Annotated in this window: 15 protein-coding genes; 5 read left to right on the top strand and 10 right to left on the bottom strand. The window is 59.4% G+C overall.

Features of this window, described 5'->3' with window-relative positions; translation table 11 throughout:
• Nucleotides 1-61 precede the first annotated feature (61 nt).
• Both AC07ZE_RS28340 and ilvA read right to left on the bottom strand, forming a co-directional pair.
• Nucleotides 62-487 carry a DUF2269 domain-containing protein gene (locus AC07ZE_RS28340; protein ID WP_207267641.1) on the bottom strand — a complete coding sequence of 142 codons (426 nt, stop codon included), beginning with the start codon at nt 485-487 and terminating at the stop codon, nt 62-64.
• Between the two features lie 39 nt (nt 488-526).
• Nucleotides 527-2041, bottom strand: a complete 1515-nt coding sequence (gene ilvA / locus AC07ZE_RS28345) for a threonine ammonia-lyase, biosynthetic (protein ID WP_121104196.1) — start codon at nt 2039-2041, stop codon at nt 527-529.
• Nucleotides 2042-2189: 148 nt separating this feature from the next.
• Between ilvA and rpiA the strand changes: the two genes are divergently transcribed.
• Complete coding sequence (gene rpiA / locus AC07ZE_RS28350; RefSeq protein WP_207267642.1) at nt 2190-2864, top strand: ribose-5-phosphate isomerase RpiA; 675 nt, start codon at nt 2190-2192, stop codon at nt 2862-2864.
• Nucleotides 2865-2993: 129 nt separating this feature from the next.
• Here the strand turns inward: rpiA and AC07ZE_RS28355 are convergent, their stop codons facing one another.
• From AC07ZE_RS28355 to AC07ZE_RS28370, 4 genes are all read right to left on the bottom strand, one after another.
• Entirely contained in the window at nt 2994-3911 is a 918-nt protein-coding gene (locus tag AC07ZE_RS28355) for an SdiA-regulated domain-containing protein (RefSeq protein ID WP_207267643.1), read from the bottom strand.
• Nucleotides 3912-4027: 116 nt separating this feature from the next.
• Entirely contained in the window at nt 4028-4954 is a 927-nt protein-coding gene (locus AC07ZE_RS28360) for an SdiA-regulated domain-containing protein (protein WP_207267644.1), read from the bottom strand.
• 268 nt (nt 4955-5222) lie between these two features.
• Entirely contained in the window at nt 5223-5888 is a 666-nt protein-coding gene (locus tag AC07ZE_RS28365; protein WP_207267645.1) for a fumarylacetoacetate hydrolase family protein, read from the bottom strand.
• 36 nt (nt 5889-5924) lie between these two features.
• On the bottom strand, nt 5925-7319 hold the full coding sequence (locus AC07ZE_RS28370) for an FAD-binding oxidoreductase (protein WP_137807406.1): 1395 nt from the start codon (nt 7317-7319) through the stop codon (nt 5925-5927).
• A 204-nt stretch (nt 7320-7523) separates the two neighbouring features.
• On the opposite strand from AC07ZE_RS28370, the gene serA reads away from it, so the two are divergent.
• Nucleotides 7524-8753 carry a phosphoglycerate dehydrogenase gene (serA, locus tag AC07ZE_RS28375; protein ID WP_095196316.1) on the top strand — a complete coding sequence of 410 codons (1230 nt, stop codon included), beginning with the start codon at nt 7524-7526 and terminating at the stop codon, nt 8751-8753.
• A 117-nt stretch (nt 8754-8870) separates the two neighbouring features.
• Here the strand turns inward: serA and AC07ZE_RS28380 are convergent, their stop codons facing one another.
• Nucleotides 8871-9296: a DUF4399 domain-containing protein gene (locus AC07ZE_RS28380; protein ID WP_207267646.1), complete on the bottom strand. Its 426-nt coding sequence runs from the start codon at nt 9294-9296 to the stop codon at nt 8871-8873.
• Nucleotides 9297-9431: 135 nt separating this feature from the next.
• On the opposite strand from AC07ZE_RS28380, the gene AC07ZE_RS28385 reads away from it, so the two are divergent.
• Entirely contained in the window at nt 9432-10019 is a 588-nt protein-coding gene (locus AC07ZE_RS28385) for a transporter substrate-binding domain-containing protein (protein ID WP_207267647.1), read from the top strand.
• Between the two features lie 60 nt (nt 10020-10079).
• Here AC07ZE_RS28385 and AC07ZE_RS28390 read toward each other — a convergent pair whose 3' ends face one another.
• The gene (locus AC07ZE_RS28390) at nt 10080-10565 is read right to left on the bottom strand and encodes a 2-thiouracil desulfurase family protein (protein WP_207267648.1); all 486 of its coding nucleotides are present in this window, start codon (nt 10563-10565) and stop codon (nt 10080-10082) included.
• A 2-nt stretch (nt 10566-10567) separates the two neighbouring features.
• Entirely contained in the window at nt 10568-11200 is a 633-nt protein-coding gene (locus AC07ZE_RS28395; protein WP_207267649.1) for a 2OG-Fe(II) oxygenase, read from the bottom strand.
• A gap of 108 nt (nt 11201-11308) precedes the next feature.
• Here AC07ZE_RS28395 and AC07ZE_RS28400 point away from each other — a divergent pair, with 108 nt between their 5' ends.
• Nucleotides 11309-12061, top strand: coding sequence for a DUF2059 domain-containing protein (locus tag AC07ZE_RS28400; protein ID WP_095196311.1), 753 nt, complete (start codon nt 11309-11311; stop codon nt 12059-12061).
• An 88-nt stretch (nt 12062-12149) separates the two neighbouring features.
• On the opposite strand, the gene bipL is transcribed toward AC07ZE_RS28400, so the two are convergent.
• Nucleotides 12150-13097, bottom strand: coding sequence for a phospholipase BipL (gene bipL, locus AC07ZE_RS28405; RefSeq protein ID WP_207267650.1), 948 nt, complete (start codon nt 13095-13097; stop codon nt 12150-12152).
• A gap of 96 nt (nt 13098-13193) precedes the next feature.
• Between bipL and AC07ZE_RS28410 the strand changes: the two genes are divergently transcribed.
• Nucleotides 13194-13775, top strand: coding sequence for a DUF6436 domain-containing protein (locus AC07ZE_RS28410; RefSeq protein WP_207267651.1), 582 nt, complete (start codon nt 13194-13196; stop codon nt 13773-13775).
• Nucleotides 13776-13825 lie beyond the last annotated feature (50 nt).

The following is a 13825-nucleotide window of genomic DNA, read 5'->3' on the forward strand; positions in this document are numbered from 1 at the left end:
CATCACAAACTTCCCTGTGGGAGCGAGCCTGCTCGCGAATGGGGCAACTTGGTTTGAAGAGTTAAACCGGTTTAGCGCCCATCAACCCTGCAATCGCGACGAAGCAGACAAAGCTGAACAACGCCAAGGCAAAAGTAAATTTGCCCACGCCACCCGGCGTCTTGCGCACTTTGTTCAGCCGCACCAGCAACCAGAACCACGCCAGCGCCGCCACGGTGTAGAGCACGCTCGACGCCAGCAGCCAGGCCTGCCCCAGCGGCCAGCCCACCAGGTGCACCATCCACCAGCCAGTAAACGGCATGCTCAGCAGCGCCAGCCCCATCAATAGCCAGACGAACACTCGCGGCGATTGCAGGGTGCGGCTTGCCGCCGTTGCATCGCCATTACGCCGGGTTCGCCACACCCAGATCCCCAAGCCCAGCGCACACAGCAGCACCACCACCGTCGCCACCATGTGCGCCACTTTCAGGGCCGTTAACGTTTCCATGGTTCGATTTCCTTATGCCGTGCTCATCAGCGTAGCCGTTCAGCCAAGAAACAGCTGATAGGCCGGGTTGTCGCTTTCATCCCAGTACGGGTAGCCGATTTCTTCCAGCGCCGCCGGCACCAGGTGGCGTTCGTCGTGAGGCACTTGCAGGCCCGCGACCACGCGGCCATCCGCCGCACCATGATTGCGGTAGTGGAACATCGAGATGTTCCAGCGCCCCCCCAGCTTGTTGAGGAAGTTGAACAGCGCTCCCGGACGCTCCGGGAATTCGAAACGCAGGATCACTTCATCCACCACATGCGCCGCGCGACCGCCGACCATGTGACGGATGTGCAATTTGGCCAGTTCGTTGTCAGTCAGGTCGACTACCGGGAAGCCCTGCTCACCGAGGCTGGCGATCAATGCACTGCGCGGGTCCGTGTCGGGGTGCGTCTGCACGCCAACGAAGATGTGCGCTTCGCTGCCGGTGTTGTAGCGGTAGTTGAATTCAGTGATCTGGCGCTTGCCGATGGCTTCGCAGAATGCCTTGAAGCTACCCGGTTTTTCGGGAATGGTCACGGCAATGATGGCTTCGCGGCCTTCGCCGAGTTCGGCGCGCTCGGCCACATGACGCAGGCGATCGAAGTTGACGTTGGCGCCGGAATCGATGGCCACAAACGTGTGGCCGGTCACGCCACGCTGCTCCACGTACTTCTTGATCCCGGCCACGCCCAGGGCGCCGGCAGGTTCGGTGATCGAGCGGGTATCGTCGTAGATGTCCTTGATCGCCGCACAGATCTCGTCGGTGCTGACAGTGATGACTTCATCGACATGATCTTTGCAGATATCGAACGTATGCTGGCCGATCTGGGCCACCGCCACGCCGTCGGCGAAGATACCCACGGTCGGCAGCACCACGCGCTCGCCCGCGGCCATGGCCGCTTGCAGGCAATTGGAATCGTCCGGCTCGACACCGATGATCTTGATATCCGGACGCAGGTATTTGACGTACGCCGCGATGCCGGCAATCAAGCCGCCGCCGCCCACCGGGACGAAAATAGCGTCCAGGCGTCCCGGATGCTGACGCAGAATCTCCATGGCCACCGTGCCCTGCCCGGCAATAGTATGGGGATCGTCATAGGGGTGAATGTAGACGTAGCCTTTTTCGTCGACCAGTTTCAGCGAGTAGGCCAGGGCCTCGGGAAACGAATCACCGTGCAGCACCACTTTGCCACCGCGCGAACGCACGCCTTCAACCTTGATCTCGGGGGTGGTCTTGGGCATGACGATGGTCGCTTTCACACCCAATACCTTCGCCGCCAGGGCCAGGCCTTGCGCATGGTTGCCGGCTGAAGCCGTAACCACGCCACGGGCGCGCTCTTCATCGCTCAATTGGGTCAGCTTGTTGTAGGCGCCGCGAATCTTGAACGAGAACACCGGCTGCAAGTCTTCACGCTTGAGCCAAATCTCGTTGCCCAGCCGCTCGGAGAGCTGACGGGCAGTCTGCAATGGGGTTTCTACGGCAACGTCATAAACGCGCGAGGTGAGGATCTTTTTGACGTACTGTTCAAGCATCGGAAAGCATCACTGAGCGGGTTGGGCAGGACCACGGAGTCTAACCCGGCTTTTGGGCGGGCGACCACACGAATCAAGAGGTTTTAGCTCGACATGGAGCTATAATGCCGGCCTTTCCGTTCTTACCTTGCCCGCTTCCGGAGCCCGCATGACCCAGGATCAACTCAAACAGGCAGTGGCTCAGGCCGCCGTCGACTTCATCCTTCCGAAACTCGACGACAAGAGCATCGTCGGGGTCGGCACCGGCTCCACTGCCAACTGCTTCATCGATGCCCTGGCGCAACACAAGGGTGCCTTCGATGGCGCGGTCGCCAGTTCCGAGGCCACCGCTGCCCGCCTCAAGGGCCATGGCATTCCGGTGTACGAACTCAACACGGTCAGCGACCTGGAGTTCTACGTCGATGGCGCCGATGAAAGCGACGAGCACCTGAACCTGATCAAGGGCGGCGGCGCGGCCCTGACCCGCGAGAAGATTGTCGCGGCCGTGGCCAAGACTTTCATCTGCATCGCCGACGCCAGCAAACTGGTGCCGGTACTTGGCGCGTTCCCGCTGCCGGTGGAAGTGATTCCGATGGCCCGCAGTCACGTGGCCCGCCAACTGGTGAAGCTCGGCGGCGACCCGGTCTACCGTGAAGGCGTGCTGACCGACAACGGCAACATCATCCTTGATGTTTACAACCTGCAAATCACCAACCCGGTGGAGCTGGAGACACAGATCAATGCGATCGTCGGCGTGGTCACCAACGGCTTGTTCGCGGCGCGCCCGGCGGATCTGTTGTTGCTGGGGACCAGTGAAGGTGTGAAGACCCTGCGCGCCGAGTAAGCCAGGCACGCCGATAAACCTGTGGGAGCGAGCCTGCTCGCGAACGGGTCCTGTCAGTCGATAGAGATGTTGACTGGCAGACCGCTTTGGCGAGCAGGCTCGCTCCCACAGTTGTTTTTTGGGGGGGGGTCAGGGTTGTGCTGGCTTCTTGAAGACGTAGAACAGATTCGGCTCACTCACCAGGTACATCGTGCCGTCGTCATCCATGGCGATCCCTTCCGCTTGCGGCACGGTCTTTTGCAGCCCCTGACGTCCCTTGCTCAGCGACATGGTGCTCAGCGGTCGCCCGTCCACATCCAGCTCCAGAATCAGCCGCGACTCGTCGGACAGTGCCATCAAGTGCCCGCTACGTTCGTCATATTGCAGGCTCGACAGATCGCGCACGAACATCCCGGCGTCCCGCCTGGGATTGTTCACAACGTGTACCGCGTAGGATTTTTCCGGATTGAAATGCGGAAAGCCGTGCACTTCGTAGATCAGCATTGGGTCACGCTCTTTGGCGACAAACAGGCGTTTGCCCACCGAATCGTAAGCCAGACCTTCAAAACCTTTGTTGCCTGCCATGTGCACACCAAGGGTCATCTGTTCAGCATCGGCGGAATCGAGAAAAGTGGTGTCCGGCTCCAGATGGATCTTGATCAGCCGCTGTTCGCGCTCATCCGTAATCACGTAGGTATCGGCACTGATAAATTCCACCGCTTCCGGATCGCCGAAACCGACCAGCGCGATGCGGCGCACAATCTTGCCATCAAGGGAAAGCTCGATCAGCTCGGCGTTCTTGTTGGTGACGGTAAACAGGCTTTTGCGCACCGGATCGTAAGTCAGCGCTGAAACATCGTCGTCCAGCCCTTCAATGACCTGCCCCTCCACCACCACCCGGTACTGGTCCAGGCCGATAGACTGGGTGCTCATCGGCTGCCACAGCGTGCGCAGGTTGAACCAGCCACGCTCGAACAGACGCAGGTGCTGGCCGAACGCGATCAACACAAACAATGCGATCATCGAGACGATGAGAATCAGCGGCTTGGGGCGGGCAAATCGGCGCATTGGGGGCAGGCTCGGAATCAAAACAGGCGGATGAAATATCACGACTGGCTGAATTAAAGCTTAATGGCCACTTGCCCGCTCCTACAATCGAGCGCCGAAAGTCCTACAAGATCGGTTCAGCGCTGTTTTTCGAAGCGATAAAACAGGTTTGGCTCGCTCACGATGTAGAGCGTACCGGCTTCGTCCAGGGCCACGCCCTCTGCACGGGGAATGGTCTTTTTCAGGCCATTGAAGCCTCGCAGCAGGGTCATGAAACTGACTTGCTCTCCCTTCTCGTCCAATTCCAGCAGCAAGTGGGAATCGGCTGACAGGACCAGTGTGTGGCCGGTTCGAGGGTCGATCGCCAAGGCTGACAGATTGCGCAAGTCCAGCTCGTTACTGGCGAGCTTCTGTTTATCGCCAATCAGCGTCTGACCATCGCTCTTCCATGTAAACAGCGCCGGTGGACGCTCCTCACCCAGCAGCAACTGTTGATTGCGCGAGTCCCAGGCAATGGCTTCAAACGCCTTGTTCTGGTTTTCCGAAACGCCCAGGTCGCACTTCGGGAAATTGGCGACGTTCAGCTCACGGGTATCGGCATTGACCTTGACGACGGTTAGCAAGTGGTCACGTTCATCGACAATCGCCAGCAGACCGTTGCCCAACACGGTCACCCCTTCAGGATTGCTCCAGCCCACCAGAGGAATCTTGCGCAGCACATCACCCTGCAATGTCAGCTCGACCAGGAACGGTTTATTGCCCATCACCGAATACAGGGTTTTGCTCTGAGGATCGTAGGCCAGGTCAGACGCTTCATCCTTTTCCATGCCCGGCAGCGGTTTGGCATCAATCACCACCTGATAGTCCGGCAGCCAGACACTCTCCTGGCGCTCAGAGGGGCTTTCAAAACTCTCTTGCAGCCATAGTGCACCCCGGTCATCCCAATGCATGGCAAACGCGAGTCCGTAGGCAGCGGCAACCACCAGCAAAAGCCAGACATACCAACGCAGGGCAAAGCGCGAACGGCGAGCGGTTTCAAGCGAAGGTAGCGGTTGGGTGGCCATCGGCGAATGCATCCAGAAATTCAGGCTATGGGTAATAGCACAATTGGGATCGGCTCAGACGCCGAAAGCCCGGAAATTATCCAGATGGGATGTGAAAAAAACGGGAAATGGCGGGAAAGCCCTTTGGGACAATCACAAAAACCAATGTGGGAGCGAACCGGCTCCGGGCGGCGTTCCGACGAAGAGGCAGGCACATCCAACATTGATGTTGAACGACAGACCACTTTCGCGAGCAGGCTCGCTCCCACAGGCTTATGCGGTGTTCAGGTCAGCGGACGCTGCTGGTGAAACTGCTGACGCCTGGGAGCTCCAGGACAATTTCATCCCCGACATTCAACGGGCCGACGCCAACTGGCGTACCGGTCAGGATCACATCACCGGCCTGTAGCGAGAAGCAGCCGGCCATGTGCTGGATCATTGGCACGATCGGGTTGAGCATGGCGCTGCTATTGCCATCCTGACGAACTTCGCCGTTGATGGTCAGGCGGATGCCGATGTCGGTCAGGTCTGCGAATGTGCTGCCGGACACGAACGGAGCAATCACCGCCGCGCCGTCGAAGGACTTGGCGATTTCCCAGGGCAGGCCCTTGGATTTCAGTTCGGCCTGCTTGTCGCGCAGGGTCAGATCCAATGCCGGGGCGAAACCGGAGATGGCGTCGAGCACTTCCTCACGACTCGGCCGGGTCGACAATGGCTTGCCGATCAGCACCGCGATTTCCGCTTCGTAATGCACCGAACCACGCTCGGTCGGAATGCTGAAACCACCCTCCAGTGGAACGACGCAGCTGCCGGGCTTGATGAACAGCAACGGCTCGGTAGGCACCGGATTGTCCAGCTCCTTGGCGTGTTCGGCGTAGTTACGGCCGATGCACACCACTTTCCCCAGCGGGAAGTGAATACGCGTGCCGTCGACATACTGGTGCTGATAGCTCATGGACCGACTCCTGTTCGTAACGCTTAAATTCGAAAGTCAAACAGCAAAAATCTTGCCCGGGTTCATGATGCCGTTCGGGTCGAACACCGCTTTGACGGCTTTCATGTACTCGATCTCAACCGGGGAGCGGCTGTAGGTCAAGTAATCACGCTTTGTCATGCCCACGCCGTGTTCGGCGGAAATCGAACCGTTGTACTTCTCGACGGTTTCGAACACCCACTTGTTGACGGTGGCGCACTTGGCGAAGAACTCGTCCTTGCTCAGGTTATCCGGCTTGAGAATGTTCAAGTGCAGGTTGCCGTCGCCGATGTGGCCGAACCAGACGATTTCGAAGTCGGGGTAGTGTTCGCCGACGATCGCGTCGATTTCCTTGAGGAACGCCGGCACTTTCGACACGGTGACCGAGATGTCGTTCTTGTACGGCGTCCAGTGGGAAATGGTTTCGGAGATGTATTCGCGCAGCTTCCACAGGTTCTGCAGTTGGGTCTCACTCTGGCTCATCACGCCATCCAGCACCCAGCCTTGCTCTACGCAGTGTTCGAACGTTTCGAGGGCGTGATTGGCCACGTCTTCGGTGGTCGCTTCGAATTCCAGCAGCGCGTAGAACGGGCAATCGGTTTCGAACGGTGCCGGCACGTCGCCGCGCGCCAGGACCTTGGCCAAGGCTTTGTCGGAGAAAAATTCGAAGGCGGTCAGGTCGAGTTTGCTCTGGAACGCGTGCAGCACCGGCATGATCGAGTCGAAATCGGCAGTACCCAGAACCATCGCTGTGAGGTTTTTCGGGGCGCGATCCAGTCGCATGGTGGCTTCAACCACAAAGCCGAGGGTGCCTTCGGCGCCAATGAACAGCTGACGCATGTCGTAGCCGGTGGCGTTTTTGATCAGGTCGCGGTTCAGTTCCAGCACGTCACCCTTGCCGGTGACCACTTTCATGCCGGCAACCCAGTTGCGGGTCATGCCATAGCGAATAACCTTGATCCCGCCGGCATTGGTGCCGATATTGCCACCAATCTGGCTCGATCCTGCCGAAGCGAAGTCCACCGGGTAGTACAGGCCCTTTTCCTCGGCCACGTTCTGCAAATGCTCTGTGACCACCCCTGGCTGACAAACGGCCGTGCGGTCGGTCAGGTTCACGTCGAGGATCTGATTCATGTAGTCGAAGGACACGACCACTTCGCCATTGGCTGCCACTGCGGCGGCCGATAGTCCGGTGCGACCGCCCGATGGCACCAGCGCTACCTTGTGTTTATTGGCCCACAGGACAATGGCCTGGACTTGTTCGGTGGTCTTCGGGAACACAATGGCGGTCGGAGCCGGGGCGAAATGCTTGGTCCAATCCTTACCGTAAGCGTTCAGGGAGTCGGCATCGGTCAGTACCTTGCCAGGCTCAACCAAGGTCTTCAGCTCATCAATCAGGGCAGGATTGGTCATCGACAGAACTCTCGAACAATTCATGGTCATCCTGAGAACGCTTCACGTCGCAGGAATGAGTGTTTAGCGGGGCGCATATGCTAGCATACCGACCCCGCAGCATAGTGCCCAACGGCTATTCTGCGGCGACGGCTGTCACGCCGCTCGGGTCAGCGTCTGTTGACCATTTCCTGCCATTTTTCTCCGGGATACAGGTTTACGCAGATGAGCAAGACTTCTCTCGATAAGAGCAAGATCAAGTTCCTTCTTCTCGAAGGCGTCCACCAATCGGCTGTCGACGTCCTCAAGGCGGCGGGCTACACCAGCATCGAGTACCTCACAGGTTCTCTGCCGGAAGCCCAGCTCAAGGAAAAGATCGCTGATGCTCACTTCATCGGCATTCGTTCGCGCACTCAACTGACCGAAGAGATCTTCGATCACGCGAAGAAGCTGGTGGCTGTCGGTTGTTTCTGCATCGGCACCAACCAGGTCGACCTGGACGCGGCACGCGAGCGCGGTATCGCCGTGTTCAACGCCCCGTACTCCAACACCCGCTCCGTTGCCGAGCTGGTGCTGGCCGAAGCGATCCTGTTGCTGCGCGGCATCCCTGAGAAGAACGCTTCCTGCCACCGTGGCGGCTGGATCAAGAGCGCGGCCAATTCCTTCGAAATCCGCGGCAAGAAGCTGGGCATCGTCGGTTACGGCTCGATCGGCACTCAACTGTCGGTCCTGGCTGAAGGCCTGGGCATGCAGGTTTACTTCTACGACACCGTGACCAAGCTGCCACTGGGTAACGCCACCCAGGTCGGCAACCTGCACGAACTGCTCGGCATGTCCGACATCGTGACCCTGCACGTTCCGGAAACCGCTGCCACCCAGTGGATGATCGGCGAGAAGGAGATCCGCGCCATCAAGAAGGGCGGCATCCTGATCAACGCCGCCCGCGGCACCGTGGTCGAGCTGGACCACCTGGCGGCTGCCATCAAGGACAAACACCTGATCGGCGCGGCCATCGACGTATTCCCGGTGGAGCCACGCTCCAACGACGAAGAGTTCGAAAGCCCGCTGCGTGGCCTGGACAACGTGATCCTGACCCCGCACATCGGTGGTTCCACCGCCGAGGCGCAAGCCAACATCGGCCTGGAAGTGGCCGAGAAGCTGGTCAAGTACAGCGACAATGGTACTTCGGTATCGTCCGTGAACTTCCCGGAAGTGGCCCTGCCGGCTCACCCTGGCAAGCACCGCCTGCTGCACATCCACGAGAACATCCCGGGCGTGATGAGCGAGATCAACAAGGTCTTCGCCGAAAACGGCATCAACATCTCCGGCCAGTTCCTGCAGACCAACGAGAAAGTCGGCTACGTGGTGATCGACGTAGACGCCGAATACTCGGACCTGGCACAACAGAAGCTGCAACACGTCAACGGCACCATCCGTAGTCGCGTACTGTTCTAAGAGCGGCTGCAGGCGACAAACTTCAAGCGGCAAGTTGAGTTTGCTTTTGCTTTAACTTGCGGCTTACAGCTTGAAGCTTGCAGCTGAAAAAAAGGGAGCCCCTCGGGGCTCCCTTTTTTATTTAACGTTGACCGTGATTTTCTCGGAAACAATCGGTGGATCGAACGAGCCGTGATTTTTGTCGCCCAGTATCAGTTGCAGCGTGTGCTTGCCCGGTGTCAGTGTGACTTCAGCCTGGGTTTGTGCCTTGCCGAAGTGCACGTGATTGGCATCGGCCGGGATCGTCTGCCCGGCGCCAGGCAACTCGTCAACGTCAATCAGCAAATGATGATGCCCGGTGTTCTTGGTGGCATCACCCGCCGGCGCCAGCGCAATATTCTCGACAGCGAATTTGACCATGAAGGTCTGTGGAACCGTGCCGCCGTCCTTGGGAGAAACGATGGACACTTCAGCACCCTTGGGTGCCGGCGTAGCCGCACTGGCCAATACCGAAACACCCATCAGCAGGCCAGCCAAAGCAGCACGTGACATAAAGGTTTTCATTCTCTTCTCCAGTTTTTCCGTAAAATTCGCGTGACCATCACAACTTCATGGTCAATCGTTGTCGAAGGCACTCGACAACCATAGCAAAGCGAGCCTGAACCAGAGCATCGCAAATAATGAATTCAAGGAGTGACCATGCGCTTTCTGCCTGGCCTGATCTGCCTGCTACCCCTTCTGAGCCCTTTGGCCCATGCCGAACTGATTGACGACGTAAACGACCGCGGCGAATTGCGCATTGCCCTTGAGGCTAATACCCCACCGTTCAATTTCAAGGAAGACGGCAATCTTGCAGGCTTCGAAGTCGAATTGGGTCAGATGCTGGCCAACGAACTGGATGTACGCGCCGACTTTGTCATCACGGACGCCACCGATCTGCTGACCGGTGTCGAAAGCGGCAAATACGACATCGCCATCAATCACATTGCACAGACCCCGGCGCTTCAGGATCGTTTCGACTTCAGCGAGCCTTATATTCGAGCCGATGCGCAATTGATCGCGCAAAAAGACGAAGAGCCGCGTTCAATTCTGCTGGTGCAGTCGCTGACGGAAGAAAAGCCGAAAGCCGCCACGACGGTGAACCTGGCGATTCCGTTTCAGAAGGGTAACCCGGCGTTTCATGTCAGCCTGGAAAACGCGTTGCAGCGGATCAAGGCGGATGGGCGGCTTGAGGCGCTGGAGAAGAAGTGGTTCGGGGCGGATTCGGGTCTGGCACCAAAACCCTGAAGGCAATGGAGATCAACTGTGGGAGCAAGCCCGCCCCCACATTTTGTTTTGTGTTGGGTGTTAGTCCTGCGCAGCAACAGCTATCGCCGCTTCGGCCAACTCCAGTTCGCTGAAGACTTGAACGCCATTGCGCTTGAGCAACGCCGCCGTCACCCCTTCGCCACTGACCTTCACCCCGCTGAACGTACCGTCATAGGTCAGCAGATTACCGCAGGACGGGCTGTTGGCCTTGAGTATGGCAATGCGGATGCCGTGCTTTCGCACCAGCTCCAGCGCTTGATAAGCCCCGGACAGAAACTGCGCACTGACATCCTCGCCCTCGGCCGTCATGACCGAGGCCTCACCCTCCAGCACTTGCGCGCCCTGCCCACCCGGAATTTCCGCAGCCGCCCGGGGCGTCGGCAAACCACCGGCGACTTCCGGGCACAGCGGCACGACCCGACCCTCATCAAGCCACCGCTGAAGCGGGTCGAATGGCCCGCTGGCCCCGCCGTCGTAGCGTACGCGGTGGCCCAACAGACAGCGGCTTACCAGAATTTTCTGCATGTTCAGAACGGCTCATTGCCCCGACGCCGGAACCAGCCTGTCAATGACAGCCGCTCACGGGTCGCGGGCAGGACTTCATGGGGGACCTCACCCGACAGGAACACCACCAGGCATCCACCGGTCGGTACCACATCGTATTGCGCGCCTTCATCCAGGTACATGCGCAACTGACCGCCGTGCTCGGGCAGCCAGGCGTCGTTGAGGTAGACCACCGCTGACACCATGCGCCGATCGTCATCACGAAAGCGGTCGACATGCTTGAGGTAAAACGCACCGGGCGGGTACAGCGCGAAATGGCTTTCGAAATCTTCCAGGCCCAGGAACAGACCACGGTTCATCGCCTCGCGCAGACTGTCCATCAATCGCAGATAGCCGTCGCACGCCTCGGCCTGGCCGGGTTCGATCCACTGGATATGATCGCCGCGAATCCCCTCGCGAATCTCCGAGGAAGGCCCGCGCCCCACCGCTGCCGGAGCCAGTTCGCCCTCAGCAGCACGTTTACGGCACTCAGCCGCCAGCGCCCGGGTCAAATCCAGAGGCAGGAAAATATTTTGCTGCGACCAGCCATTGGCAGCCAGGTCATCGACGATTCGTAACAGCAGTGGGTGATCAGAAGATATTCGCATGGCGCGCATAGTATTCCTGCGCCTGAAAATCCGACAGAGCCACGCAGCGGGTTGATACGAATTCTCGACAAGACCGTATGCCACACGGAGAATAGTCGCCTGCTGACAGGAGTCCCTATGCGCCGTTTGCTTTTCTCCCTGCTGATGTTCTGCGTTTTGCCCGCCTGGGCAGACGGCCACGACCAGTTGTACAAGGTCGCCGGCTGGCCGGAACAACGCGCGCATTTCAACGACGCCCTTTCAGCCGCGCAAAAACGCTACGAAAGCAGCCTGCCACCGGCAGTGTTCCAGGCCCTGGTCAACAACAGCAACCAGCGCTTTGACCCCAAGGCCGTAGACCAACGCGCCGAAGCTCAGTTACGCAAGAATCTCGCTGATCCAAAGCCTGCCCTGGCGTTCTTTCAATCCCCGCTGGGCAAGAAAATCGTCGCCGCCGAATTGCTCGCGACCCGCCGCGATCAACTGGCGAAAAACGCCAAGGGCTTGCCGAAAATGCAAGCCAGCGACAGCCGCCTGCTGATCATCGGCCACCTGGCCCAGGCGCTGCCTGCGCGCGAGGCCGGTGCCGAAGTCAGCCTGGCGATTGCCGGCGTCGCCGCCGACAGCTTGAGTTCGATGATCCCCGGCCTGCTCGGTGCGGGTCAGGCCCAAGGCATGCTGAACGGGCAGCGTCAGCGCTTGATGGACCAGATCGGCAGCGACCTGAACAACACCTTGCTGTACGTCTATCGCGACCTGTCGGATGAAGAGCTGGAAGAATTCGCCACTTTTGCCGAGTCGGCAGAAGGCAAGGCGTATTACCAGGCGGCGCTGGCGGCGATTCGGGCGGGGTTGGCGGTGGGGCAGAGTACTTCGAGTCTCACCCAGTAATTGGTCGTCAGATTAATCGCTTTCGCGAGCAGGCTCGCTCCCACGGTTGACCGCATCCTCCTGCTCGCGAAGAGGCCAACAGCGTCTGCTAAAGGTTCCTGCCCTTGATCCGCTTGCTCAAAAACCCGAAATACTCCCCTCGTAACACCAATGCCTCATTCGCCAGGTGATGCCGTGCCTCGGGCAACATCAAGACCTGAGGCCGGTCGAATTTCGCACGCAGCACCTCAAGGTTGTGCTGCCAATCCACGGTCATGTCCGCCTGCCCCTGCACAATTAACGGTCGCCGGGGACTGGCCGGTGCGGCTTCGACGCGCTTGATCCAGCGCGCCAATGCTCCCACCCACGCCGTCGGCAATCGTAGCGGCTGCAATGGATCGGCTTGCAGGAAAGGCAGAAAGTCCGGGTCGCTGGAGTTTTCGCTGAAGCGTCGGGCAATGGCTTTGACGAAAGGCTTGAGCAGGTAGTAGCTCAGTTGCGACCAGCCCCACGCTCGTGGCCGCACCAGCGGTGCCAACAGAATCACCTGACCCTGGGCCGGACTGCTCGCCCCCGCATTGAGCACATGGTCGATCACGATCGCACCTCCGGTACTCTGCCCGCACAGGTGCCACGGTTGCGGCAGATCGAGGGACCGCGCTTCGGCAAACAGCCCTTGCAAGGTGTCCTGATACTCGGCGAAATCCTTGATGCTCGCCCGCTCGCCGCTGGACAGTCCATGGCCCGGCAAGTCGCAGGCAATCACCGCAAAGCCCTGCTCCAGCGCCCACTCGATGACGTGTCGGTAGAGCCCGGTGTGATCGTAGAAGCCGTGGAAGACAAACAACGTCGCCTTCACCCGTTCCGGCCACCAGACCTGGCTGACCACTTCATAACCGTCGACCTGAAAACGCCCCAGGCCACTGCGTACGTTGCGCGAAGAAAAATCCAATCCGTAAAACCGCTGATAGGCCTGTGCCTCCGCTGACAGTGGCTGCCCTTCGGCCAATGGCCGCAGGCTGGCGCGCAGATGATCAGGGTTGAAGGTGACAGACATGGGCGATTCCAGAGCGTTAAACCGACTTAATGGACCTGCGATATTCATCTGTCGCGGCAAGCATGGCAAGCTAGCGGCCCTTCGAGGATTGAACCCATGCGATCGCCCTTGCGCGCCACCCTGTTTGCCAGCCTGCTCGCCCTGATGTGCGCCGGCGTGCTGTGGGCGGCTTACGACTGGTTCCAGGGCCGCTACCTGCGCGCATTCAGCGAACATACGGCCGTGTTCTCCGGTGACCCGCTGCGCCTGCCCGATACGCTTGCCGGGCCCGGCGCCATCCGTCTCGTCCACTTCTGGGACCCGGCCTGCCCTTGCAACGTCGGCAATCAGCAACACCTCAGTGAGTTGGTCGAACAGTACGGGCCACAAGGCGTCGAGTTCTACTCGGTGCAAAAACCTGGTAGCCACGGCCAGTTGCCGAGTACCTTGAGCAACCTGAAAAGCCTCACTGTCCTGCCCGGTTCCGAGCAGATCCCCGCCAGCCCTGCCGTGGCGATCTGGGATCGCAGCGGCAAACTGGCGTACTTCGGCCCGTACAGCGAAGGCCTGACCTGCAATTCCAGCAACAGTTTTATCGAACCGATCCTGCAAGCGTTAAACGAAGGTCGCGCGGTGAGTGCCACGCACACACTGGCGGTGGGGTGTTACTGCCCGTGGCCTGTCGACCCTGCGAAGTAGTAAAAACGTTGCAATACGAATCCCTCCTACGGGCGATGGGCCAATTCGGT

The organism is Pseudomonas sp. GW101-3H06 (assembly GCF_059424605.1).